The following is a 23,665-nucleotide window of genomic DNA, read 5'->3' as shown; positions in this document are numbered from 1 at the left end:
TGCCAAGTTAGGAAAATTAACCATATTATTGTTCCAGTGTTTTCTGTACCAGTGCCACACATTCAGCCGCAGCTTTTACATCGTGCACCCTTAAAATATTGCTCCCTTTCAGCAGGGCCATGGTGTTTAATACCGTAGTTCCGTTTAATGCCTGTTCTGGCCCTTCACCCAAAAACTTATAGATCATGGACTTCCTGGAAAGCCCCGCTAAAACCGGCAGTTCAAAAATGTCAAGCTCCTGCAGCTGTTGTAACACCAGGTAATTCTGGTCTAAGGTTTTGGCAAAGCCGAAACCAGGATCAAGAATGATATCTGTAACCCCCAGCTTTTTAAGACGGGATACCTTATCTGCAAAATAATCCAGCATTTCCAGCATCAGGTTGGCATAAACCGTGTGTTGCTGCATGGTTTGCGGTGTACCCTTCATGTGCATGATGACATAAGGCACACCCAGATCTGCTACTGTTTCAAACATACCTTCATCCATATTGCCCGCCGAAATGTCGTTGATGAGCTGTGCACCGGCTTCAACAGCCGCCCTTGCTACCCCTGCCCGAAAAGTATCAACCGATAACAATGCTTCCGGAAAGGCTTTGCCAATCGCCTCAACTGCAGTAACCACCTTTTCCGTTTCTTCCGCCGCAGTCACATCCCTGGCGCCTGGTCTGGAAGAATAGGCCCCGATATCGATAAATTTACCCCCTTCATCAAGGATGGTCGCTGCCCGTTCTAAAACCTGCTCAACCGTACTGAGGCGGCTTTTGCTGTAAAAGGAATCATCCGTCAGATTGAGGATGCCCATGATCGCCGGACTAGCCAGATCGACCAGTTTGCCACTCAGGTTTAGTGTTGTCTTTCGGTTTAAAAATGTATCTTTAGCCATTGTTTCCATGCAAACTTAGATAAAAATTGTTGGTCTATGGAAACCGGATTGAACTAAATATGATAATTGTTTTGGCAACGAATACAGCTCAGGAATTTGACTCGGTAATAGCGGTTTGTAAATCGCTTTTTTTAAAGAAAACAAAAGACTATGGCACAGCCTGGCGCATCTTACGTCCTGCTTCCATTACAGACCAGATCTTTATCAAGGCCCAGCGCATCCGTACACTGGAAGAAAAAAAGGTCTCTAAAGTAGGAGAGGACATTACTTCAGAATATATAGGCATCATCAATTACTGCGTCATCGCGATGACGCAGCTGGAGCTGGATGAAAATGCCCCGCTGGAACTCGAACTGAAATCAGTTGAGGCCGTGTACAACCAAAAAGTACAGGAAACCAAAGAACTGATGTTCAATAAAAACCACGATTATGGCGAAGCCTGGCGCGACATGCGCATCAGCTCATTAACTGACCTGATCCTGATGAAGATCCTGCGGGTAAAACAAATAGAAGACAATATGGGCCAGACCCTGGCATCAGAAGGGGTAAATGCCAATTACCAGGACATGTTAAACTATGCTGTTTTTGCACTGATAAAATTGGGAGTTCAGTAAAATGAAAAAATTTGCCTTACACTTTTCCAGGATTTTTGTTGGTGTCCTTTTCCTCTTTTCAGGATTAATTAAAGCAAACGATCCGCTTGGATTTGGTTATAAATTACAGGAATACTTTGATGTATTCCATATGTCCTTTCTGGGTGGTATGGCAACCGGAATAGCTGTATTGCTCTGTGTATTTGAAATTGTGCTGGGTGCTTTGCTGCTGTTTGGGTTCTGGAGTAAAAAAGTAGCCGGCGGCTTACTTGCAGTGATCATCTTTTTCACTTTTTTAACCTTTGTATCAGCCGCGTTTAAAGTGGTTACCTCCTGCGGCTGTTTTGGCGATGCGATCCCTTTAACCCCGTGGCAGTCCTTTTCCAAAGACCTCGTTCTGCTGGTGCTGATCATTTACCTGTTCATCAACCGGGAACTGATAAGACCCTTTACCACAAATGTTAAAATACAACAGGGACTATTTGTTTTTGTACTCCTGGCTTCCACAGGCTTCGGGATTTTTACCTATTGTACTTTGCCTGTGCTGGATTTCCTTCCCTATAAAATAGGGGCGAACATTCCCGAACTGATGAAGATCCCCCAGGGGGCCAAAGGCGATGAATTTGCCATCATGTATAAAATGAGCAATAAAAAGACCGGTGAGAAAAAGGTGATGAGTGATAAAGACTACCTGAAAACCGAGATCTGGAAGGATGAAAACTGGGAAATTACAGGTGATCCGGATAAAGTACTGGTTAAAAAAGGCTATGAACCTAAGATCAAAGACCTGCAGATCAATGATGCTTCGGGAACAGATTATACCAGGGAACTGATTGAAAACCCTTATTATAACCTGATCATTGTAGCTTATAACCTCAATGACACCAATGATCAGGCCATTGGCGAACTCAATGCCCTGGCCCTGAATGCCGCAGAACAATATAACATCAGAACGGTATTGCTTACCTCCAGTTCTGCCAGCGATGCCGCTGTTTTCAGTAAGCAGATGAAACTGTTTGCAGAAGTTTTTTATGCCGATGCCGTACCATTAAAAAGTATGGTCAGGTCTAATCCAGGAGTATTGCTGCTTAAAAACGGGCAGGTCATTAACAAATGGCATTACCATACTATGCCATCTTTTGATAAATTAGCAGAAAAATATTTTAACAAATAAAATGATACGCTACGCCGTCAAAAAGTTCTTATATGGATTAGCTGTCATGGCGGGCGTAGTGGTGGTGGTTTTTGTGCTGTTCAATATTCTGCCAGGCGATCCGGCCAGGATGACCATGGGACAGCGTTCCGACGTATCCTCGCTGGAAGCCGTAAGGAAAGAATTTGGGCTGGACAAATCAAAACCAGTACAGTTTTTTCTGTACCTGAACGATCTTTCGCCAATAGGGCTTCATGAAAATACACCAGAAGCAAAAGAGAAATACCATTATGTTAAACTGATTGCTTTAGGAACGGAAAGCATCGCCTTAAAATGGCCTTATTTGCGGCGTTCCTATCAAACCAAAAGGGATGTCACCACCATATTGTCAGAAACGGTTCCCAATACCTTTATCCTGGCACTAACCGCCATGATCTTTGCTACCCTTATTGGTGTATTTCTGGGAGTGATCTCTGCGGTTCATAAGGATACCTGGATTGATAAGACCGCCAATTCATTTGCCATCCTGGGTATTTCGGCCCCGTCCTTTTTTGCCGGAATCATTATTGCCTGGCTGTTTGGTTTCGTGCTGAGCGACTACACCGGTTTAAATATGTCGGGCAGTTTGTACAGCTACGACCCCTTTGAAGGAGAGATCATGACCTGGAAGAATTTATGGCTGCCCATGATTACCCTGGGCTTAAGGCCCCTGGCCATTATCGTACAGTTAACCCGCAGTGCGATGCTGGACGTTCTGGCGCAGGACTATATCCGTACCGCAAGGGCAAAAGGATTAAGCCGCAATGCAATCATTTACAAGCATGCCTTAAAAAATGCCTTAAACCCTGTGATCACCGCCATCTCGGGTTGGTTTGCCTCCTTATTGGCAGGGTCCTTTTTTGTAGAATATATATTCGGGTACAACGGATTGGGGCGAACCACAGTAAATGCATTGGAAATGTCGGATTTTCCGGTGGTTATGGGCTCGATTCTGTTTATTGCCCTGGTATTTGTAATAATTAATATTTTAGTAGATGTATTGTATGCCTTTGTAGATCCAAGGGTAAAACTGGCGTAAATGATGAAGATATTTCTGATTGGCTTTATGGGCTGCGGTAAAAGCACACTGGGAAAAAAACTGGCGGTAAAACTAGGCTACGACTTTGTCGACCTCGATCACCAGATCGAAAAAAATATAGGTACAGTTATAGGCACATATTTCGCGGAACACGGAGAAGCAGCCTTCAGAAAGCTGGAAAGCGAAACCCTGAAAACCTTTGATTACCCTGCAAATGCAGTGATCGCTACCGGAGGTGGTACGCCGGTCTTTTTTGACAATATGGACTGGATGAATGCCAATGGCTTAACCTTGTACATTGAAATGAGCCCGGCCGCACTGGCCAAACGCCTGGAAAACGGCAAGGAAAAAAGACCGCTGTTGCGCGACCTCCATGATGACGCATTAATTGAATTTATTGAAAACAGACTTACTGAACGGGATGTTTTCTACAAACGTGCCGCCTTGATCATGCCGGGCGTTGACCTCAACGCAGATGCGATGAGAGCAGTTATCTTAAGCCGGCAATAAAAATTACCTGAAAATATTGGGCCGTTTTTTCATGGCCTGATCTACAGAGAATGGCCCGGAGCCGATCACCCAGAACAATACCAGCAGCAACAACACCAGCAAAGATAGCCAGAGTTCGTTGTTAAGGACCGAAAATCCATGCGCCAGGTTCACAAAGAATACCGCACCCAGCAAAATAGGGATCTGGATTACAGCGGCAAAGCGCGTGAGCAGGCCAATGGCAATCAGGATACCCCCAACCAGGTGTACAAAGCCAATGATGTGAACGGCCAGACTTGCCATCATTCCTGAAAAACCGAAGGTGTTGTTTTCCAGTAACAGGTCTTGCAGTGCAACGGTATTACTTACGATGGCAATGCCCTTACTAAAGATCAGCAGGCCCAAAACGATACGGATCACATCCAGCCATTTGGCATGATGAACATCACCCCAGTGCTCAATTTTTTGAATAACTGTCATACAGCGTAGCTTCTTTTTAATGAAGTCCTCTATTAAAGTTAACAAAAATGAATGAGAATCACAAGCCTAAAATCCCTGAGGATAAGTACTTATAGTGCCTGCCAGGATAAATCAGCCTGCTGCTGCAGGATAGAACTGAACTGTGTTCTGGGTGGTAAATTCAAATACGGATAGGTCACTTTAGACAAATACAAACCCTGGGGATGTGCGGGGGTAATCAGTTCTGGTGTCTGGTTATAGATCAGGTAATGTTCAAACTCATCCACACTCAGCATGCCCCTGCCAATCTTGAGCAGCTGGCCCATAATGATCCGGATCATTTTACTCAGGAAGCGGTTAGAGGAGATCTGGAAGCGGAGCTTGTCCCCGTTTTCATCCGCTGATAAACGGGCAGACATCACATTACACAGCGTATGCTCGTATTTGTCGGGGCTGGTACAGAAGGCCCGGAAATCTTTGTATTTTGGCAATATAGCGGTTGCCTGCTTCATTTTATCGAAGTCCAGGTGGTCCAGCAGGTAAAAAGAACTGAGCCCGTTTAAAAAGGGATCTTTATAGGTATGGATAAAATAGTCGTAGGAGCGCAATACCGCATCGAAACGGGCATGCTGTAAACCATCCATAGCAATGACATCAAAAATGGCGATGCCTGCGGGCAGCAGTTTGTTCATGCGGAACATCAGGTCAAAATCCCAGGCTTGTTCTACATCCATATGAAAGAAAAACTGGCTGGCATGTACATGCGCATCCGTACGGCCGCAGCCGATAATGAATACCGGTGTTTTCAAGACCTGGCTCAGCGCGTTTTCGATCACGCCCTGAACATTCATTACCCCGGGCTGTTTTTGCCAGCCGTTGTATTTTAAACCATTGTAACCGATGTGAACAAAGTACCTCAATTTCTCTTTCTCTAAACCTTATTTTTTACCCGCTCTTTTGTTTAACTCCTCTACCGGCATGTTCATCATCCTGCCCACTGGTGTTTTTCCCCGGTAAGTGATTACTTTTAACACGGTAGCGTCTTTGGGCGGTGTCAATTTTTCTGTATACTTGGGATAAAAGCGGTCGGGGAATGAATTGTCAAAACTGTAATAAAGGTCCAGTCCTTCAATTTCCGTACTCAATTCTATCTGTAACTGCCTGTCAGCCGATCTGCTCACCTTAAAAACAGGATCATAAACGCTTGGCGCATATTTAGTTTCGGCAATGTCCAGGCGCTTGAAATGCTGTTCCACACGGGCAAAGAAATTCGTCCAGTTCTTTTTGGCCGCAGGCGACCATACAGATTCTGCTATGGCCATACCTCTTGGCCAGGTCATGTATTCGGCCTGCCGGATATTATACACCTGTTCCGTCCATAGATTGGCCTGTCCGCCCTTGATGTATTTAGGGTCAACACCTGCCGGAACCGGCTCAAACTCATAGGATTTGCTCAGGCGCAGGGAAGCATATACCTTTGGTTCGGTAATGGCATCAGCCTGCATATAATCCAGGTAGGCAAAAGTACTCGGGCTCATCACTACTTCGTGTTTCTTTTTTGCCGCCTCAGTTCCGTATTTCATACCCCGCCAACTCATCACTGCAGCACTGGGCGAAAGGTCCCCGTCCAGGATCTCATCCCAGCCTATAAATTTTTTGCCTTTGGACACTACGATCTTTTGTACCCGTTTTTCAAAATAGCCCTGTACCTGGTGCATGTTTTTTAAGCCTTCTTTCTGCATCAGCGCTTTAACGGCCTCGTTCTTTTCCCAGAAATTAAAAGGGGCCTCATCACCGCCCATATGGATGTATTCAAAGGGAAATAAAGCCGCTACCTGGCTGATGACCGTATCCAGGAAGCTGTACACCTTTTCATTGGCCGGACAAAGCGTATTGTCTAGCAGGGCGATAGGAGGGGCACCTCTTGACCAATCCATGATCCTTTCGCCCGAACGCACCCGGTAATTCTCTGCGCCCACTGTGCAGGACAATTCCGGATAAGAGCTGACCGCAGCCAAACTATGTCCGGGTACGTCAATTTCAGGCAAAATATTTACAAACCTTTCTTTTGCATAAGCCACCAGTTCTTTAATGTCTTCCTGGGTATAAAAACCGCCATAATTTCTCGGCTCATCAGCAGTCGGCGGAATGAAATTGCCAAATTCCCCCACTTTTTTTACATTCCAGGCTCCAACTTCAGTAAGCTTGGGCATACCCTTAATTTCTATCCTCCAGCCTTCATCATCAGTAAGGTGCAGGTGCAATACATTGTACTTATAGCGCACCATTGCATCAATATATTGTTTTACTTCATCTTTGGTAAAAAAATGGCGGGCCACATCAAACATTAAACCTCTCCAGCCCAAACGCGGATAATCCATAACTTCCACACAAGGGGCCTTCCACTCCATGTCTTCCACCTTTTCCTTGCTTTCTATAGCCGCAGGGAACAATTGGAGCAGGCTTTGTACGCCATAGAACAGCCCGGCCGGTTGATTTGCTTTTATCGTGACCTGGCTGGGGGTAACCTGTAAACGGTACCCTTCAGCCCCCAGTACAGGATCATTTTTCTCGTTGATGAGCAATTTAATGCTTGCCGACGGGCTGGCTTTACTTACTGCAGAAACAAAGCTGCCGGTAGCTGTTGAAAGCCGCTCTTCCAGAAAGGCCAGGACCTGTTTGGTTTCGGGCACAGCTGCACATTGTATGGTTACATTGGCCGGTAAAATAAAATAGCCTTCCTGTTTCATGATTTCTACCGGTTCTGGTATAATGGCAATTTCAGGTGGGGTATTTACTATACCAGCAGCTTCTGCAGCGCCGCTGATGCCAGGAGAAAAGGAAGCCTGCCCCTTACCGGTATAACTTAGTAAACAGAAGCAGCCTATAGCGATGATGTTCTTCATTTATTTAATTGTGGGTGATCAATTCTGGAAACGTCTGCAATTTACCAATTACTTTAAAGCATCCAATACTGTAAATAATTTCCTGTTGATGCCCGAGCCGGAATAATTGTTGATGTTGATCACAACGATGTACTTGTTGCCAGCCTTATCGGTATGGTATCCGGCAAAAGCCGAAACGTCGTTAATGGTGCCGCTTTTGATCTTCATGCCATTGTAGTCCGGAAATGCTTTGTAAAAATCGTTAAACCAGGGCTCTTTTTGCGCCTGGAACAATACATTGCCCATAGCTGAGGCGGTAACGCGGTTTGCCGGAGACAGGCCACTGCCATCAATAATGTTCAGGGCGTTTTTATCGATACCTTTAGCCGTCCAGAAGTTGATTTCCACCTGTTTACCCTGGGCAGTTGTGGCAGGCTTGCCCGCGTTTAAAGCAATGGTCTTTAAAAAAGTTTCTCCATATAAATTGATGCTTTTCTTTAAAAACCAGTACACCATTTCCGATAATACCGGCGAAGTGATACTGCTTATTTTCTGGTTAAACGAAGGAACAGGCCGGTTATCCAGGGCCATCAGCCGGCTGCTTGTTGCGGGTTCAGTGGTCATTATTCCCAATCTTTTTAAAGTGTCCTGCAAGCGCCAGGCTACATCAAAAGCAGGGTCCGGCAGGGCAACCGAAATGCCGGACTTGCCAATTCCCATTCCCCAGCTACCTCTTAAATAAGCTACCGAACCATAAGGAGGTAAAAAAGCATATGCATTGTCACCTGTGCCCGGTGCACCCGTTTTCAGTTCATTGACAATTTTCAGGTAGGGCATTTCAGGCTGGGTCCTTAACAGCCGGACTTCCTCATTTAAGCCGCTGCCTGGCTTTAAATGCACATCAAATTGATTTTCCCGCCAGGCAAGGCCCGAAGTACCTGCACCATAATAATTGCCGATATCCTGCCAGGTCCATCCCTCTGGTGTAGTTTGTGTGCCAAAAACACGGTCATCACCAATCACTGCACCTTCAATTTTTTTAATGCCAGCTTGCTTTATGGCAGCTGCCCATGCTGTAAGTACTGTATTTTCCTTGTTCTGGTAACGTGGCGAACCTAAAGTAGGATCGCCGCTGCCGATGATCAGCAGATTTCCTTTTAATGTGCCATCAGGCCCAATACTGCCGCTATAGGCCAGCGTGGTCTGGTATTGAAAATCTTTGCCCAGCAGGCTGAATGCAGTAGCCGCAGTAATGGTTTTCAGGGTGGAGGCCGTAGCCATACCTATGTTTTCATTCCTGGCAAATATGGTTTTGCCGGTATTGGCATCCAGCACCAGGAGGGAAGTAAGCGCATACCTGGCCTGGGGATCGGCTTGTAAAATGTTAAATGCCCGCTCCAGTTTCTGAACAGGTGTTTGGGGGAAGGATGTGAATCCCTGAAGCAGTACAAATAGCACTAAAAAGGATTTCTTATGCATATGGTTAAATTAAAATGTCGTCATCTCGACGATAGGAGAGATCTCTTGGTTGTGCTGGTTCAAGAGATCTCTCCTATCGTCGAGATGACGACTGCGATACTAATTTATAAATTCCGGATCTGGAAAACTACACCAATTCTTTTTTTACCAGGTATTCCGCAATCTGAACCGCATTGGTTGCAGCACCTTTACGCAGGTTATCTGCCACGATCCACATGTTCAGGGTATTTGGTAAAGATTCATCCCTTCTGATCCGGCCAACAAATACCTCATCTTTTTCATGGGCATCTTTAGGCATAGGATATTTCAGGTTTGAAGGATCGTCTACCAAAATGATACCTTCAGTACCGGCCAAAAGGTTTTTCACTTCAGTTACGTCAAAATCATTTTCAAACTCGATGTTTACCGATTCTGAGTGACCACCCATCACAGGTATACGAACTGTAGTGGCCGTAACCCTGATGCTGTTATCGCCCATGATTTTCTGGGTTTCCAGGATCATTTTCATTTCCTCTTTGGTATACCCATTGTCCTGGAATACATCAATCTGAGGGATCACGTTCAGGTCGATGGGGTAGGCATAAGCCATAGGGCCATCAGTAATGCCTTTACGCTCGTTCATCATTTGCTCAACGGCCTTCACACCTGTTCCGGTAACCGACTGGTAAGTAGAAACAACTACGCGTTTGATCTTATATTTATCGTGAAGTGGTTTCAAGGCCACTACCATCTGGATGGTTGAACAGTTGGGATTGGCAATGATCTTGTCATCAGCTGACAATACATCGGCATTTACTTCCGGTACAACCAGCTTTTTCGACGGATCCATGCGCCATGCAGATGAATTGTCGATCACTGTAGTACCTACTTCAGCAAAACGAGGGGCTTCGGCCAATGAAGTGCCGCCACCTGCAGAAAACAACGCAATATCAGGTCTCATCGAAATCGCAGTATCCATATTTACAACAGCATACTTCTTGCCCTTGAATGTGATTTCCTTACCAACGCTCTTTTCAGAAGCTACCGGGATCAATTCAGTTAATGGGAAGTTACGCTCTTCTAATACTTTTAACATTACGGTGCCTACCAGACCGGTGGCGCCAACTACTGCTACTTTCATGTTCTTTTTTGTTGTTTTACTTGTTTTTAATTATTTAATCTATGTTTTTGGTGAATAATATGCCGCAAAGATGCAAATTATTTCGCTTTATTCCCATTCTGATGGTCTGTTATATCTCATAATAAGCATGATGTGATGAAAAGCTCTGGAATCTGGACCATGCCGGGTTGGGGATTATTATGATTAGGATTATACGATGAAGCGGCATAACGTTTCTTCAATTTTTCCTGAAGAAAAATTGGAATCATGCAGCCGCAGAATCGTATAATCCTAATCATTTGTAATGTTCTCAAACAAAAAGGGATTGGTTGTCAAAACCAATCCCTTTTCCTATTAACAGCTATCCTGTTTAAATCAGTTCCCGGTTTACATAATCAAAGCTTTGCTTGATACTCACATACGGATCCTTTGCAAAGTTTTCCTGCTCTACAATCAGGTGCTCCAGTCCCGATTGCTTCGCATGTTTATAAATGTTCTTGAAATCAATGGTCCCGCTACCCACTTCCGTATTCAGCGCATGATTTACTTTGTCCATATCTTTCACATGCCACATTACAAAACGGCCCGGGTGTTTGTTGAACAAGGCAACAGGATCATTCCCGGAGCGTACCACCCAGTACAGGTCCATTTCAAACCTGATCAGATTTTTATCCGTGCCGTTCAGGATGATCTCATATCCCGTAGTTCCCCCTTCATGCTTATCAAACTCAAAAGCATGGTTGTGATAAGCCAGTTTAAGGCCAGATTGCGCAACCAGTTCAGCCGCTTCATTCAACCGGGCCGTAACTTTTTTATAATCGTCCAGGTTCTTTCTGATCGGCTCACTCAGATGGGCTATGGTGAAATAATGATTATTAACTGCTGCAGCACCTGCGATCAAGGGTTTTAGCAATTCCTTATTGCCAGAAGTGATGAAGTCATCAATTACAAAATGCCCGCTTGGGCTGGTTAATCCATTGGCTTTAAGCAGCTCTTTAAATGATTTGGGATCCAGGCCCCAATATCCGCCATCAGCCGAATAGCCAAAGGTTTCCACCTCCTTGTAGCCAGCTTTGGCAACTTTTTCAATCACGCCCTTTACATCATGAGGGAGCAGTTCCCTTAAAGAGTATAACTGGATGCCGGTTTTTCTTTCTGCAGCTGCTCCGCTGCAGGAAAAGGCAGGCAGTAAAACGGCGCCCGCTGCTGCCAAACCTGCCTGTTTAATAAAAGTTCTTCTTGAGTTCATAGGATTTGGATTAAACGTCGCAAATGTTAACGGCGTCTTTTAATGATTTGATCTTGTCTGCATATTTAGGAATAAATTCCTGGGCCAGGTATCCCTTAAAGCCCGTAGCTACAATGGCTTTGATGATGGCCGGGTAATACAGTTCCTGTGTCTCATCAATTTCATTTCTTCCCGGTACGCCGGCGGTATGGTAATGCGAGATACAAGAATGATAAGTTTTGATGTTATTGATCACATCGCCTTCATCAATCTGCATGTGGTAAATGTCATACAACAGCTTAAAATTCTCCGATCCCAGGCGTTTACACAGCTCCGCTCCCCACCAGGTGCGGTCACACTGGTAATCCTTATGATTAATTTTACTGTTCAGCAGCTCCATTACCAATACTACGCCGTGCTTTTCAGCGAGTGGCAATACCTGCTTCAAACCATCCACACAGTTTTTCCATCCTGTTTCATCATCCTTGCCGCGGCGGCTTCCGCTAAAACAGATCAGCTGGGTATACCCGGCTTCCGCTACTTTAGGGATCATTTCTGTGTAATTCCTGATCAGTGTCTCATGAAATTTCGTGTCGTTCCAGCCGTCAACCAGGTTAATCTCGGCACCGTTGCACATGGAAGAATACAAGCCATGTTTTTTTAGCGTTGGCCAGTCTTTTGGCCCTACCAAATCAATGGCCTTAATGCCAATTTTCTTGGCTTCGATACATAAGCTGTCCAGATCCATCCCTCCAAAACACCAGCGGCACACAGCATGATTTACATTTCCTTTTAACATATTGGATTTTTGTTGCGCTACAGCAAAAGCGGGCAAAGCTGCCGAAACACCTAAAGCGGCGGTTCCGGCAACCATATTTTTCAATGCAGTTCTTCTGCTCAAATCTTTGTTCATCTTTATTTTATTAAGCGACTACCTTCTTTTTATCACTAAAGAAGAGCGCAAACAGTACAAACACCACAAAAGCAATACCCGATGGGATGATCCAGATCATCTTCCAGTCAAAGGAGCCATCGGCAAGTTTGTAGGCATCGGTAATCTTGCCCGCCACTTCAAAGCCAATCAGCATACCCACACCATAAGTAGCCAGTGTAATCAAACCCTGTGCAGCACTTTTGTATTTCTCGCCTGCAGCCGCATTGGTATAGATCTGTCCCGATACAAAGAAAAAATCATAACATATTCCATGCAATGCAATACCGGCAATGAGCATAAAGCTCAGTTCTCCTGCATTGCCATACGCAAACAAGGCGTAGCGCAAGCCCCAGGCCAGCATACCCAGTAACATGGTCTTTTTAAAGCCAAATCGGGTAAAAAACAGCGGTAACAGCAACAGGAACAAAACTTCCGAAACCTGGCCTATGGTCATTTTTCCGGTTGGGTTATCCACTCCTGCATTGGTTAAAAAGGAGTGTGCATTCTGGTAATAAAATGCCAGTGGAATACAGATCAGGATAGAGGAAATAAAGAATATGGCAAAATTCTTATCCTTTAATAATTTTAAGGCATCCAGCCCAAGGATCTCTGATACCTTAACCTTCTCGCCGGTCGAAACCTTTGGCGGGGTTTTAGGCAGCATAAAACTAAACAGGCCCAGCACCAAAGAAACCACAGCGCCCATCATGAAGGTATTTTTAAGCAAGCCTTCTTTAACGCTTGGCTCATTGTCCCAATGGAAAACATAGCTGATCAGTAATCCTGCAGCAATCCAGCCTAAGGTTCCCCAAACCCTGATGGTCGAGAATTCCTTTTCCGGATCTTTCATCTGGTTAAAGGATACCGAATTTACCAGCGCCAGCGTTGGCATAAACAGGATCATGTACGCCAGCACATAGGGATAAAATGTAGCTATTTCCGTTGCATTGTACATCTGGTACATTAAAAAAGCACCAACCAGGTGCAATACCCCAAGAATGCGTTCCGCATTAAAATACCTGTCGGCAATTAAGCCAATGATAAAAGGAGCGATCATGGCACCCCAGGATTGCGTAGAAAACACAGAGCCGGTCTGGGCACCGGTAGCACCAAGATTCTTATCTAAAAATGTTCCAAGTGTAACAAACCATGCGCCCCAGATGAAAAACTCCAGGAACATCATGATGGATAATTTGATGCGGTTATTTAAGTTCATGTTTGGTTGATTATTTCTTTGATGAATTATAGCTTTTTAATCATGATGTTGCGGTACCATACCTCATTGCCATGGTCCTGCAGTGCAATTTTACCAGATTTAAATGTACCCCAATTTTCCCATTTGCCAAACTTACTGCCGGCAACCAGGCTTTTCCAGTTGTCATCCCAAAGGGTGGTAGATACTACTTTTACCCCATTCAGGTATTGTTCCAGCTTACCATCTTTACTAATGATCTCGGCAGTATTCCACTCACCAACAGGTTTAACCGGCTCAGAACTGCTTTTTACCAGGTCGTACAGATCGCCTGCACGGTGTTTGGTGATCTTGCCATCCGGATGTCCGTCGTTGTCCAGAACCTGCATTTCCAGGCCGGTACTGTAAGTTTGAGGATATTTAGCGGCGTCTTCGTGTACATAAAAAATGATGCCGCTATTGGCTTTGGGTGCTACTTTCCAGTCAATCTTTAAATGAAAATTGCTGTATTCATTGTCCGTTACCAGGTCTCCGCCGTCACTTTTTTCTCCCTTAGGATCAAAATGGATCACCCCGTTTTCTACTTTCCATTTGGGGCCGGTGGTGGTTTTTCCGTAAGTATGCCAGCCTTTGGTGGTTTTGCCATCAAATAGTTTGGTAAAGCCTTTTTTACCCGACTGGGCATTTGCGATGCCGCCTGTCATTACACTAAGTATGATGGCAGAGAAGATATATCTTTTCATGTTTTTTACTGGTTATGGTTAAATTAAAAGATCGCTGCTTATACACCCAGCGACCATCCTTTGCGGTATTCTCTTTTTACAAACTGGTTTACATCATCAAAATTGGTGATCTTCATATTGGCATTGTCCCATAGCAATTTGATGTTTCTGCCAGGATATTTGACCTTGCCTTCCGCATTTTTTTGCTGGATATCCGTACCCCTGATGGCCAGGTTGGCCATCAGCAAAGATTCTGTAAGTGGTCCGGCAATAGAGAACGGTGAGCTCAGCTCTTTTTTGCCATACCCGGCAATGCTGGCCTCTACCCATTGCTTGTAATGGCCGTTCTCGCCATCTGGTACACGTGCAAATTTTTGGGCTACCTTTAAATTCTCGTTTTTGCTTAAAGGGAGCAAACGCGGGTTGCGGCCATAAGTGCTGGCCATCATTTTACCCTTTGTACCAATAAACAAAGTTCCGTTGCCACCATCGCCAAATACATCGTTGGCACCCAGTTCTTCCGGTCTTTCCGGCTGTATGCCGCCATCCATCCAATGCACTACAATGTCACCCTGGGTTTTATTGGTTTTAGGGAATTTCAGGGTTACATGGCTCGAAGGCGGGCAGCTGTCCGGGAAATAGCCCCTTTTAAATTCATCTACATATACAGAACCTACACTGGCCTGAACTTCCGTAGCGTATTTCAGGTTTAACACGCTGAAAGGAGCTTCCAGCAGGTGACAGCCCATGTCACCCAGTGCACCTGTGCCATAATCCCACCAGCCGCGCCAGTTAAAAGGTACGAGTTTGTCCACATAGTCTTTATAGGGAGCAGTGCCCAGCCATAAATCCCATGCCAGGTCGGCAGGCACCTGCGCTTTATTGGCCGACCATGGAATACCCTGCGGCCATACCGGCCTGTCGGTCCAGGCATAAACCGTATGTACATCGCCGATCAGGCCTGCATCATACCATTCTTTCATTTGCCTCGGGCCATCATTTGATGCGCCCTGGTTACCCATCTGGGTAACTACTTTGTATTTATCCGCAGCCGAGGTCAGCATTCTGGCCTCGTAAATGTCGTGGGTCAATGGTTTCTGCACATATACGTGCTTGCCCAGCTGCATGGCAGCAATGGCTTGTATGGCATGGTTATGGTCTGGTGTAGAAATAGAAACAGCATCAAAATTTTTCGCTTCCTTGTCCAGCATCTCGCGGTAATCCTTGTAGTATTTTGCTTTAGGAAAAGCCTTTACGCTGTCGGCAGCCCTGCTGTCGTGTACGTCGCACAGAAAGGCAATCTCAGCCTTGCCGCTTTTATAGAAATTGGCAATGTCCGACTTACCCTTACCGCCAGCGCCAATACTGGCTATGAGCAGTTTGTCGCTGGGCGCTAAAAAGCCCTTTCCGCCGAGCACGTGGCGGGGCACGATGGTAAATGCGGCTGCTGCGATTGCTGCAGACTTCAGAAAATTCCGTCTTGAGGCAGCATCCTGATCTTTTTTAATTTCTTTCATAACCTTGCAGGTTTATTTTTTTGCCGATAAAATATAGGTAACCATTTTTTTGACATCATCCTTATTTAAAGCATCATGAGGTGTCATCGGGATCTCTCCCCAAACGCCTTTACCACCGCTGATCACTTTATCTACCAGGTGGTTGATGTTTTCTTCACTTAAAGGGTATTTAGCCGCGATGTCTACATAAGCAGGGCCTATGATTTTATTGTCTTTATTGTGACAGCCGATGCAGTCATTCTTTGCAATCAGTTGTTCCCCGGCTGTAATGTCAGCAGCAGAGACTGCAGCTGCAGCAGGGGCACCGGCAGCAGTTGTTTTAGTTTCCGCTTCTTTAAGGGCCGCAGCCCTTTCTTCCGGACTAGCGCAGGCTGTCATTGCCAATACATAGCAGCCCAGGATAAAAAGTGTTTTTTTCATTGTGTGTGTTTATTGTATGCCTAAAATTTTATTGTTAAAATCGTCATTTCCGCCCGAAGCGGCAAAATCATCAAAAGCCCTTCCGGTCACTTTAATGATGTTTTTGCGGATAAATTCAGCACCTTCTTTGGCACCAACCTGGGCATCCTTGATGCAGCATTCCCATTCCATCACTGCCCAGCCGGTATAGTCGTACTGTGCCAGTTTGCTGAATATGGTTTTGAAATCTACCTGTCCGTCACCAGGAGAGCGGTACCTTCCGGCACGGTTGGCCCAGCTTTGGTATCCTCCAAAAGTACCCTGACGGCCCGTAGGGTTAAACTCAGAATCTTTCACATGGAAAGCCTTGATGCGCTCATGGTAAAAATCGATATACTGGATATAATCCAGCTGCTGCAATACAAAATGCGAAGGATCGTACAACAGGCAGGCACGCGGGTGGTTGTTCACCTTTTCAAGGAACATTTCGTAAGTGATGCCGTCAAAGAGGTCTTCTCCAGGATGGATCTCATAGCAAACATCAACGCCGCAGGCATCAAATTCGTTCAGTATGGGCATCCATCTTTTTGCCAGTTCGGTAAAACCAGCATCAACCAGTCCTTCCGGGCGTTGCGGCCAGGGATGGAACATGTGCCATAACAAGGAGCCACTAAAAGTGGCATGTGCATTTAAGCCCAGGTTCTGTGAAGCTTTAGCCGCATATTTCAGCTGCTGTACCGCCCATTCTGTTCTGGCTTTAGGGTTATTCTTGTAAGTATCGGGTGCAAAAGCATCAAATGCCAGGTCGTAGGCTGGGTTTACCGCCACAAGCTGCCCTTGTAAGTGGGTAGATAACTCTGTGATCTCCAGCCCGTATGCTGCAACCTTTCCTTTTAATTCATCTGCATAGGTTTTACTCTCGGCAGCCTTTTGCAGGTCAATGAACCTGGCGTCCAGTGTGGGCATTTGTATGCCTTTAAAACCCAGACCTGCGGCCCATTCGCATATCGCATCTAAGGAATTGAAAGGGGCCTCGTCTCCTATAAACTGGGCCAAAAATACGCCCGGTCCTTTAATTGTCGTCATTTATTCAGATTTTAAAATCAAACCATTTCTGGTCAGACTGGCTTGATGCCACTACGTTTTCAATAAAAGCCATTCCTCTTACGCCATCTTCAACCCTCGGAAAATCCAGCATGGCCTCAGTAGGCGTGCTGCCTTCCAGTTTGGCGCCTACAGTTAAGGCAAAGTTCCTGTAGATGTTTGCAAAAGCCTCCAGGTATCCTTCCGGATGCCCTCCGGGTACACGGGTATTGTGTTTGGCGATATCGGACATATACGCCTGGCCAACACGGTAAATCTGTGCAGGTTCATTTAACCATTTTACCAGCAGGGTATTGGGTTCCATCTGGTGCCATTCCAGACCACCTTTTTCGCCATATATCCTTATTTTCAAAGCATTTTCTTCTCCGGCTGCAATTTGCGAAGCCATTAAAATACCATTTGCACCATTGTCAAATTTCAGCAGTACATTTCCGTCATCGTCCAAAGCCCTTCCCGAAACCACGATATTCAGGTCTGCACAAAGCTTGCTGATCTTTAAACCCGAAATGTATTCGGCCAGTTGCGCAGCATGGGTACCAATGTCGCCCATACATCCGCTTTTACCACTTTTTGCCGGATCTGTACGCCATGCCGCCTGGGCATTTCCTTCTCTTTCCGTAAGCGTGCTTAGCCAGCCCTGAGGATATTCCACCACTACCTTTCTGATCGTGCCTAATTTTCCTTCTTTTACCATTTGCCTGGCCTGTTTAACCATTGGATAGCCAGAGTAAGTATGGGTAAGGCATAAAACCAGCCCGGTTTCTTCCACTTTCTGCTGCAGTTGTTTTGCTTCTTCCAGCGATAAGGCAATGGGTTTTTCGATCACCACATTAAAGCCATGCTCCAGGGCCATCATTGCAGGCGCAAAGTGGGCGAAATTAGGTGTAACTATGGTCACAAAATCAATACGCTGGTCCGCAGGAAGCTGGCTTTCCTTTTGGATCATCTCTTCGTAATTCAGGTAGGTGCGTCCTGCCGGAAGGAACAGCATTTCTCCCGATGCCCTGGCCACTTCAGGGTGGATACTCAATGCGCCGCAGCAAAATTCTATTTGCCCATCCATATTTGCAGCAATGCGATGAACGGCGCCGATGAAAGCATCTTTACCGCCACCAACCATGCCCATTCTCAGTTTTCTTTTCATTATTAAAGGTTACCTTTTTTTAATTCGCTCACTGCAAAATCACATGCCCTTGCAGTTAAAGCCATATACGTTAATGATGGGTTCTGACAGGCAGCTGATGCCATACAGGAACCATCGGTTACAAAAACATTTTTTACTTCATGCATCTGGTTCCATTTGTTCAGTACTGATGTTTTAGGATCGTGACCCATGCGTGCAGTACCCATTTCGTGGATGGCCATACCTGGAGCCGAACCATTGTCAAAAGTTTTTACATCTTTTGCACCAGAGGCTTCCAGCATTTCTGCTGCATCGTTCATCATGTCCACCCGCATTTTACGTTCGTTTTCTTTAAACTCGCAGTCAATGGCCAATACAGGTTGTCCCCATTTGTCTTTCTTGCTTTTATCGATATACACCCTGTTTTCAAAATAAGGAAGCGATTCACCGAAACCACCCAGGCCCATGGTCCAGGCACCAGGTGTGGTCATCTGGTCTTTAAATTCCCCGCCAAAAGCCATTTCAGCTACGTCCGCATGCCAGTTGCCGCGGCTGCCGCCGCCCTGATAGCCGAAGCCACGCACGTAATCGCGCTTGTCGTTGCCCATATTCCGGTACCTTGGAATATAAATCCCATTGGCACGTTTGCCATAGGTATATTTATCGTCAAAACCTTCAATCCGGCCATTTGCACCGGTACGGAAGTGGTGGTCCATTAAGTTATGTCCCAATTGTCCGCTGCCATTGCCCAAACCGTTCGGATGCTCATCAGAAACAGAATTCAGCAGAATAAAAGTAGAGGCCAGTGTGGAGCCGTTTACGAATACAATTTTAGCAAAGTACTCGGTTGTTTCTTTGGTTTCAGAATCAATCACCACTACACCTTTGGCTTTCTGGGTTTCCTTATCATAGATGATGGTATTGACCAGTGAAAAAGGGCGTAAAGTTAAGTTACCGGTAGCTACAGCGGCCGGAAGGGTAGAGGACTGGGTACTGAAATAAGCCCCAAAAGGACAGCCCCTGCTGCACAGATTGCGATACTGACATTGGCCACGGCCACCATGAGCAACCGTCAGGTTAGCGGTACGGCCAATGGTCATGATCCTCGATTTGTTCCATTTGGCCTCAATGCGTTTTTTAACTTCTTTCTCTACGCAGTTCATCTCCATAGGCGGCAGGAAATGTCCGTCAGGTAATGCAGGCCAGCCTTCGGCTTTTCCGCTGATCCCGGCAAATTTCTCTACATAATCGTACCATGGAGCGATGTCTTTGTAACGGATCGGCCAGTCTACGCCATGCCCGTCTTTCAGGTTGTCTTCAAAATTGAGGTCGCTGAAGCGGTAACTCTGGCGTCCCCACATCAGTGATTTGCCACCTACATGAAAACCACGGTACCAGTCGAAGCGTTTCACCTCGGTATAAGGACATTCCAGGTCATTTACCCAAAAGCTCTCGTTAAATTCTGTATAAGGATAATCTCTTTTCTGCACAGGGTGCGTAGCTTTCTGTTCTTCAGTCAGCTTACCCCGGTGTTCAAATTCCCATGGCTTTTTCATGGCCGTGGTATAGTCTTTTATATGTTCAATGTTCCTGCCTCTTTCCAGCAGTAAAACTTTTAAACCTTTTTCTGTCAGCTCCTTTGCTGCCCAGCCGCCGCTAATTCCAGATCCTACAACAATCGCGTCATATGTATTCTGCGCTGTTGCTTTAGTATTTAAATTGCTCATTTATTTTATTATATAAAAGGTTTACGACCAAACTTTCTGACCAGGTTTCAGGTCAACACAGCCGTCATAGCGGCCCGGGATTTCCACAAAAGCATAAGCCTGGGTCGCCCCCACCTCTGAAGTAAAGTAACCCAGTAAGGTTAAATCCCTGATGATGGAGAAGAAACGCGGCTCCATGCTGGGCTTGTCTTTCGGTAATATAGAAATGTTGCCGGCATTCTCGGTCTGAGATTTGGCCTGATCTGCCGGGTTTGTCTTTTGTTTATCTTTTTCGGCCTGCTCCTGCTTGTCCAGATTTTCCTTTTCAGCTTTGGTGGCCGCAACAGTAGCATCCCTTACTTTACCCAGTAATTCCTGGCGCTGCGCCACACTCAGTTCCATAAAAGATTTTTTGTGCTCTTCCTTCGCCTGTTTATCCAGGTCTTCCAATCCTTTTACAAATGCTTTTTGTGCTTCATCCGGATAGCAGTCCTTCAGCATCAGACTGATGAAAGGGCCAACCCCTGCATCCTTTGCGCCCGGAGAACTGGTGGTTGGAATGATAATGTCGGCAATTTCGGTGATCAGCTTTTGCTGCTCGTCCGTAAATAAACTGCCGGCTGTTTTAGTGGATGGTGAATTGCAACCTTCTAAAAATACGCCAATTGTAGTTGCCGATAGTGCGCCGCCCATTAAAAAGGCCACGTTTCTCACCGCTTCTCTTCTGTTCATATTCGGTTATTAAGGGTGTTCGTGTGTATTTAAAGTGTGTTCTGTTTTGTAATATTAAGCAAAAAAAAATAGTTAGTGTTATAAATACACCATAAAGTAAATATATAATGTTTTTGTTACTAAATCAATTTTTTATCATTTTCTGAATTCGGATGTATAAAAAATAAAACGCTGTAATCTTTTAATTATTGGGGCTTATTTTTGGTCGCTATGAACAATTTTGAATAGGTTTGCTCATTTATTTACCTTTACCATAATCCAAATTGAACAATGATCGAAAAAATATTAGTATTGGGCTCTAATGGTCAGATCGGCACAGAACTCGTTACCGCACTACGTAAAACATATCACGTAGATAACGTGATTGCCTGCGACATCCGCCGGCCCGATTATGACATTAAAAACTCCGGGCCTTTCGAATTTGTGAATGTGCTGGAAAAGGAAACACTAAACACCATTTTTCAGAAATATAAACCTAGCCAGGTATACCTGCTTGCCGCCTTGTTGTCGGCTACGGGCGAACAAAACCCCAAACTGGCCTGGGATTTAAATATGAACGGCCTGCTCAATATTTTAGACCTGGCCATTACCTATAACACGGCCAAGGTATACTGGCCAAGTTCTATCGCTGTTTTTGGGCCGAATTCACCAAAAGACCAGACCCCGCAGTACTGTGTAATGGATCCGAATACGGTATATGGCGTGAGTAAACTTGCCGGTGAGCGCTGGTGCGAATATTACCACCAAAAATATGGTCTGGATGTGCGCAGTATCCGTTATCCCGGTCTGATCAGCTGGAAAGCTGCGCCGGGTGGAGGTACAACTGATTATGCCATCCACATTTTTCATGACGCGCTCAGAAAAGGAAGCTACGCCTCTTTTTTAAATGCAGCAACCGAATTGCCGATGATGTATATGGACGATGCGATCAGGGGAACCATTGAGCTGATGGATGCCGAAGCCGGCAAAATTTCTATCCGTTCCAGCTATAATTTTGCAGGGGTCAGCTTTACACCAGAGATCCTGGCTGCCGAAATCAGGAAACATATTCCTGATTTTAAATTGGTTTATACCGAAAACGATCCGCGCCAGCACATTGCCGACGGCTGGCCGCGTTCTATTGACGACAGCTACGCAAGCAAAGACTGGGGTTGGAAGCCGGAATTTGACCTGGAAAAACTGACGAAGGATATGTTGAAGAATTTGAAAAAATAACTATAAATTCGCAACCCGAGCAAACACTCACAATTAGCAAAAAAATGGGAAGAGCATTTGAATTCAGAAAAGAAAGAAAATTTAAACGTTGGGCCAAAATGGCCGTACAGTTTACCAGGATAGGTAAGGATATCGTAATGGCGGTGAAAGAAGCCGGGCCACATCCCGAAACGAATTCACGCCTGCGTACGGCCATACAAAATGCGAAGGCGGTAAACATGCCGAAAGACCGGGTGGATGCTGCCATAAAAAGGGCTTCTGATAAGAGCATGGCCAACTATGAAGAGATTGTTTATGAAGGATATGCCCCGCACGGGGTGGCCATACTGATAGAGACCGCTACCGACAATACCAATCGTACTGTGGCCAATGTGCGCAGTTATTTCAATAAAACTAACGGCACCTTAGGTAAAACGGGCTCGCTGGATTTTGTATTCAACCGTAAATCTGTATTCAGATTTGTACCTGCTGATGACCTGGACCTGGAAGAACTGGAGTTTGAACTGATTGATGCCGGACTGGAAGAGCTGTATGTAGAAGCCGATGAAGAAGGAAATGACATTGCTGTAGCACAAGGACCATTTGAAAATTTTGGCTCCCTGCAAAAAGCCCTGGAAGAGAAAGGCATAGAACTCAAAAGTTCCAAGCTGGAACGTATTGCCCTCTCACACCATGAAGTAACCGAAGAACAGGCTGCTGATGTTTTGAAGCTGCTTGATAAGCTGGAAGAAGACGATGATGTGCAGGCCGTTTACCACAATATGCCAGATTAATACGGTAAAGATTTTTCCTGTAAAAAAGGCTTGTGATGTTCGGAAGGAATATTTGTTCTCCTCACATCACAAGCCTTTTTTTTAAACTTATTTTTTCCTGTTAGAAAATAACCAGGGCAATAAATCCGGTTCAGCAAAAGCCCGGTCCCAGCTGTTGTGGTTAGCCTCCGGGTATAAGGTCAGTTTAGCAGGATGGCCCAATACCTTTAACTGATCGGCAATGAGGGTTGAACAGCTTACCGGCACCACATCGTCTTTTTCCCCATGGAAGATCCATAAAGGGATTTTTTGATAGCGCTGTACATTGGCTACATGGTCTCCGCCGCAAATGGCAAAAGCCGCGGCAAATAAGCGGGGTTTGCGCCTCAGCAATTCATAGGTACCCATGCCGCCCATAGATAAGCCGCCAACATATACCTGCTTTTTATTTATATAAGGCTTATCCATAAAATTAGCTACCATACCCAGCAAAGCCTGCATGGCCTTTGTAGGCTTGCCTTTTTCCTGGAAATTGAATACGCGCCTGCCATTGGCTTCCGTACTGATGTTCACATTGGACCAATAGCTGTCTGCCCGGCATTGCGGAAATACCACAATGGCCGGAAACTGCCTTCTGAGCTCATCCTTTAAAAACAATTTCCCACCGTGAGTCAACTGCTTCTGGTTGTCATTGCCGCTTTCGCCACGTCCATGCAAAAAGAACAGGATCGGGTATTGCTTTGCAGGATCAAAATTTTCTGGAAAAAGTACCCGGTAGGAGATGCTGTCTTTTCCTTTAATAAAGCTCCCCTTTTCGTATTTTGTGAAATCCTGGGCAATGCCGTTTATTCCACAAAACAGCAAAATCAGCGGGATGATTAAGTTTAACCTGTTCATAAGAGCTAAAATATCGATTTGCACAG

Annotated in this window: 23 protein-coding genes; 6 read left to right on the top strand and 17 right to left on the bottom strand. The window is 45.4% G+C overall.

From position 1 onward, the window contains the following. Positions 1 to 25: 25 nt before the first annotated feature. A complete protein-coding gene (gene folP / locus R2Q85_RS07705) occupies positions 26 to 892 on the bottom strand; it encodes a dihydropteroate synthase (protein WP_316811184.1) in 867 nt (288 codons plus the stop codon). 50 nt (positions 893 to 942) lie between these two features. Between folP and R2Q85_RS07700 the strand changes: the two genes are divergently transcribed. From R2Q85_RS07700 to R2Q85_RS07685, 4 genes are read left to right on the top strand one after another with little or no spacing between them, the layout of a single operon-like run. After that, positions 943 to 1,497, top strand: coding sequence for a DUF1599 domain-containing protein (locus R2Q85_RS07700; protein WP_316811183.1), 555 nt, complete (start codon positions 943 to 945; stop codon positions 1,495 to 1,497). Between the two features lies 1 nt (position 1,498). Next, complete coding sequence (locus R2Q85_RS07695) at positions 1,499 to 2,650, top strand: BT_3928 family protein (protein ID WP_316811182.1); 1,152 nt, start codon at positions 1,499 to 1,501, stop codon at positions 2,648 to 2,650. Position 2,651: 1 nt separating this feature from the next. Further along, complete coding sequence (locus R2Q85_RS07690) at positions 2,652 to 3,707, top strand: ABC transporter permease (RefSeq protein ID WP_316811181.1); 1,056 nt, start codon at positions 2,652 to 2,654, stop codon at positions 3,705 to 3,707. Further along, positions 3,708 to 4,217, top strand: coding sequence for a shikimate kinase (locus tag R2Q85_RS07685; RefSeq protein WP_316811180.1), 510 nt, complete (start codon positions 3,708 to 3,710; stop codon positions 4,215 to 4,217). 3 nt (positions 4,218 to 4,220) lie between these two features. On the opposite strand, the gene R2Q85_RS07680 is transcribed toward R2Q85_RS07685, so the two are convergent. The 15 genes from R2Q85_RS07680 to R2Q85_RS07610 form a co-directional block, all read right to left on the bottom strand. Beyond that, the gene (locus R2Q85_RS07680) at positions 4,221 to 4,676 is read right to left on the bottom strand and encodes a DoxX family protein (protein WP_316811179.1); all 456 of its coding nucleotides are present in this window, start codon (positions 4,674 to 4,676) and stop codon (positions 4,221 to 4,223) included. 89 nt (positions 4,677 to 4,765) lie between these two features. After that, a complete protein-coding gene (locus R2Q85_RS07675) occupies positions 4,766 to 5,575 on the bottom strand; it encodes a tRNA pseudouridine synthase A (RefSeq protein ID WP_316811178.1) in 810 nt (269 codons plus the stop codon). 18 nt (positions 5,576 to 5,593) lie between these two features. Beyond that, complete coding sequence (locus R2Q85_RS07670; RefSeq protein ID WP_316811177.1) at positions 5,594 to 7,561, bottom strand: beta-N-acetylhexosaminidase; 1,968 nt, start codon at positions 7,559 to 7,561, stop codon at positions 5,594 to 5,596. Positions 7,562 to 7,609: 48 nt separating this feature from the next. Further along, positions 7,610 to 9,019: a D-alanyl-D-alanine carboxypeptidase/D-alanyl-D-alanine-endopeptidase gene (gene dacB / locus R2Q85_RS07665; protein WP_316811176.1), complete on the bottom strand. Its 1,410-nt coding sequence runs from the start codon at positions 9,017 to 9,019 to the stop codon at positions 7,610 to 7,612. A 127-nt stretch (positions 9,020 to 9,146) separates the two neighbouring features. Then, the gene (locus R2Q85_RS07660; RefSeq protein ID WP_316811175.1) at positions 9,147 to 10,139 is read right to left on the bottom strand and encodes an aspartate-semialdehyde dehydrogenase; all 993 of its coding nucleotides are present in this window, start codon (positions 10,137 to 10,139) and stop codon (positions 9,147 to 9,149) included. A gap of 349 nt (positions 10,140 to 10,488) precedes the next feature. Continuing rightward, positions 10,489 to 11,367, bottom strand: a complete 879-nt coding sequence (locus tag R2Q85_RS07655) for a sugar phosphate isomerase/epimerase (RefSeq protein WP_316811174.1) — start codon at positions 11,365 to 11,367, stop codon at positions 10,489 to 10,491. Positions 11,368 to 11,377: 10 nt separating this feature from the next. After that, positions 11,378 to 12,259, bottom strand: coding sequence for a hydroxypyruvate isomerase family protein (locus tag R2Q85_RS07650; RefSeq protein ID WP_316811173.1), 882 nt, complete (start codon positions 12,257 to 12,259; stop codon positions 11,378 to 11,380). Positions 12,260 to 12,269: 10 nt separating this feature from the next. Further along, entirely contained in the window at positions 12,270 to 13,496 is a 1,227-nt protein-coding gene (locus R2Q85_RS07645; RefSeq protein WP_316811172.1) for a nucleoside permease, read from the bottom strand. A 26-nt stretch (positions 13,497 to 13,522) separates the two neighbouring features. Further along, complete coding sequence (locus R2Q85_RS07640; RefSeq protein ID WP_316811171.1) at positions 13,523 to 14,215, bottom strand: DUF1080 domain-containing protein; 693 nt, start codon at positions 14,213 to 14,215, stop codon at positions 13,523 to 13,525. Positions 14,216 to 14,253: 38 nt separating this feature from the next. Then, positions 14,254 to 15,711, bottom strand: coding sequence for a Gfo/Idh/MocA family oxidoreductase (locus R2Q85_RS07635; protein ID WP_316811170.1), 1,458 nt, complete (start codon positions 15,709 to 15,711; stop codon positions 14,254 to 14,256). Between the two features lie 12 nt (positions 15,712 to 15,723). Then, positions 15,724 to 16,131: a c-type cytochrome gene (locus R2Q85_RS07630; protein WP_316811169.1), complete on the bottom strand. Its 408-nt coding sequence runs from the start codon at positions 16,129 to 16,131 to the stop codon at positions 15,724 to 15,726. 9 nt (positions 16,132 to 16,140) lie between these two features. Then, on the bottom strand, positions 16,141 to 17,196 hold the full coding sequence (locus R2Q85_RS07625; protein ID WP_316811168.1) for a sugar phosphate isomerase/epimerase: 1,056 nt from the start codon (positions 17,194 to 17,196) through the stop codon (positions 16,141 to 16,143). Positions 17,197 to 17,200: 4 nt separating this feature from the next. Next, entirely contained in the window at positions 17,201 to 18,358 is a 1,158-nt protein-coding gene (locus R2Q85_RS07620; protein ID WP_316811167.1) for a Gfo/Idh/MocA family oxidoreductase, read from the bottom strand. A gap of 2 nt (positions 18,359 to 18,360) precedes the next feature. After that, positions 18,361 to 20,064 carry a GMC family oxidoreductase gene (locus R2Q85_RS07615; protein WP_316811166.1) on the bottom strand — a complete coding sequence of 568 codons (1,704 nt, stop codon included), beginning with the start codon at positions 20,062 to 20,064 and terminating at the stop codon, positions 18,361 to 18,363. 21 nt (positions 20,065 to 20,085) lie between these two features. Next, on the bottom strand, positions 20,086 to 20,775 hold the full coding sequence (locus tag R2Q85_RS07610; protein ID WP_316811165.1) for a gluconate 2-dehydrogenase subunit 3 family protein: 690 nt from the start codon (positions 20,773 to 20,775) through the stop codon (positions 20,086 to 20,088). A gap of 270 nt (positions 20,776 to 21,045) precedes the next feature. Here R2Q85_RS07610 and R2Q85_RS07605 point away from each other — a divergent pair, with 270 nt between their 5' ends. Next, entirely contained in the window at positions 21,046 to 21,990 is a 945-nt protein-coding gene (locus R2Q85_RS07605; RefSeq protein ID WP_316811164.1) for an NAD-dependent epimerase/dehydratase family protein, read from the top strand. A gap of 44 nt (positions 21,991 to 22,034) precedes the next feature. Next, a complete protein-coding gene (locus R2Q85_RS07600) occupies positions 22,035 to 22,763 on the top strand; it encodes a YebC/PmpR family DNA-binding transcriptional regulator (RefSeq protein WP_316811163.1) in 729 nt (242 codons plus the stop codon). Positions 22,764 to 22,850: 87 nt separating this feature from the next. On the opposite strand, the gene R2Q85_RS07595 is transcribed toward R2Q85_RS07600, so the two are convergent. Beyond that, positions 22,851 to 23,639: a prolyl oligopeptidase family serine peptidase gene (locus R2Q85_RS07595; protein WP_316811162.1), complete on the bottom strand. Its 789-nt coding sequence runs from the start codon at positions 23,637 to 23,639 to the stop codon at positions 22,851 to 22,853. Positions 23,640 to 23,665 lie beyond the last annotated feature (26 nt).

Source organism: Pedobacter heparinus (assembly GCF_032678725.1).
GTDB lineage: Bacteria > Bacteroidota > Bacteroidia > Sphingobacteriales > Sphingobacteriaceae > Pedobacter > Pedobacter heparinus_A.
Note: the sequence above shows the minus strand (reverse complement) of the source record. Positions and strands in the feature narration are given on the sequence as shown.

What these genes read in the sequence shown, in the direction of transcription:
- folP (WP_316811184.1), bottom strand. Translation starts at nt 892, where the DNA reads ATGGAAACAATGGCTAAAGATACATTTTTAAACCGAAAGACAACACTA.
- R2Q85_RS07700 (WP_316811183.1), top strand. Translation starts at nt 943, where the DNA reads ATGATAATTGTTTTGGCAACGAATACAGCTCAGGAATTTGACTCGGTA.
- R2Q85_RS07695 (WP_316811182.1), top strand. Translation starts at nt 1,499, where the DNA reads ATGAAAAAATTTGCCTTACACTTTTCCAGGATTTTTGTTGGTGTCCTT.
- R2Q85_RS07690 (WP_316811181.1), top strand. Translation starts at nt 2,652, where the DNA reads ATGATACGCTACGCCGTCAAAAAGTTCTTATATGGATTAGCTGTCATG.
- R2Q85_RS07685 (WP_316811180.1), top strand. Translation starts at nt 3,708, where the DNA reads ATGATGAAGATATTTCTGATTGGCTTTATGGGCTGCGGTAAAAGCACA.
- R2Q85_RS07680 (WP_316811179.1), bottom strand. Translation starts at nt 4,676, where the DNA reads ATGACAGTTATTCAAAAAATTGAGCACTGGGGTGATGTTCATCATGCC.
- R2Q85_RS07670 (WP_316811177.1), bottom strand. Translation starts at nt 7,561, where the DNA reads ATGAAGAACATCATCGCTATAGGCTGCTTCTGTTTACTAAGTTATACC.
- dacB (WP_316811176.1), bottom strand. Translation starts at nt 9,019, where the DNA reads ATGCATAAGAAATCCTTTTTAGTGCTATTTGTACTGCTTCAGGGATTC.
- R2Q85_RS07660 (WP_316811175.1), bottom strand. Translation starts at nt 10,139, where the DNA reads ATGAAAGTAGCAGTAGTTGGCGCCACCGGTCTGGTAGGCACCGTAATG.
- R2Q85_RS07655 (WP_316811174.1), bottom strand. Translation starts at nt 11,367, where the DNA reads ATGAACTCAAGAAGAACTTTTATTAAACAGGCAGGTTTGGCAGCAGCG.
- R2Q85_RS07650 (WP_316811173.1), bottom strand. Translation starts at nt 12,259, where the DNA reads ATGAACAAAGATTTGAGCAGAAGAACTGCATTGAAAAATATGGTTGCC.
- R2Q85_RS07645 (WP_316811172.1), bottom strand. Translation starts at nt 13,496, where the DNA reads ATGAACTTAAATAACCGCATCAAATTATCCATCATGATGTTCCTGGAG.
- R2Q85_RS07640 (WP_316811171.1), bottom strand. Translation starts at nt 14,215, where the DNA reads ATGAAAAGATATATCTTCTCTGCCATCATACTTAGTGTAATGACAGGC.
- R2Q85_RS07635 (WP_316811170.1), bottom strand. Translation starts at nt 15,711, where the DNA reads ATGAAAGAAATTAAAAAAGATCAGGATGCTGCCTCAAGACGGAATTTT.
- R2Q85_RS07630 (WP_316811169.1), bottom strand. Translation starts at nt 16,131, where the DNA reads ATGAAAAAAACACTTTTTATCCTGGGCTGCTATGTATTGGCAATGACA.
- R2Q85_RS07625 (WP_316811168.1), bottom strand. Translation starts at nt 17,196, where the DNA reads ATGACGACAATTAAAGGACCGGGCGTATTTTTGGCCCAGTTTATAGGA.
- R2Q85_RS07620 (WP_316811167.1), bottom strand. Translation starts at nt 18,358, where the DNA reads ATGAAAAGAAAACTGAGAATGGGCATGGTTGGTGGCGGTAAAGATGCT.
- R2Q85_RS07615 (WP_316811166.1), bottom strand. Translation starts at nt 20,064, where the DNA reads ATGAGCAATTTAAATACTAAAGCAACAGCGCAGAATACATATGACGCG.
- R2Q85_RS07610 (WP_316811165.1), bottom strand. Translation starts at nt 20,775, where the DNA reads ATGAACAGAAGAGAAGCGGTGAGAAACGTGGCCTTTTTAATGGGCGGC.
- R2Q85_RS07605 (WP_316811164.1), top strand. Translation starts at nt 21,046, where the DNA reads ATGATCGAAAAAATATTAGTATTGGGCTCTAATGGTCAGATCGGCACA.
- R2Q85_RS07600 (WP_316811163.1), top strand. Translation starts at nt 22,035, where the DNA reads ATGGGAAGAGCATTTGAATTCAGAAAAGAAAGAAAATTTAAACGTTGG.
- R2Q85_RS07595 (WP_316811162.1), bottom strand. Translation starts at nt 23,639, where the DNA reads ATGAACAGGTTAAACTTAATCATCCCGCTGATTTTGCTGTTTTGTGGA.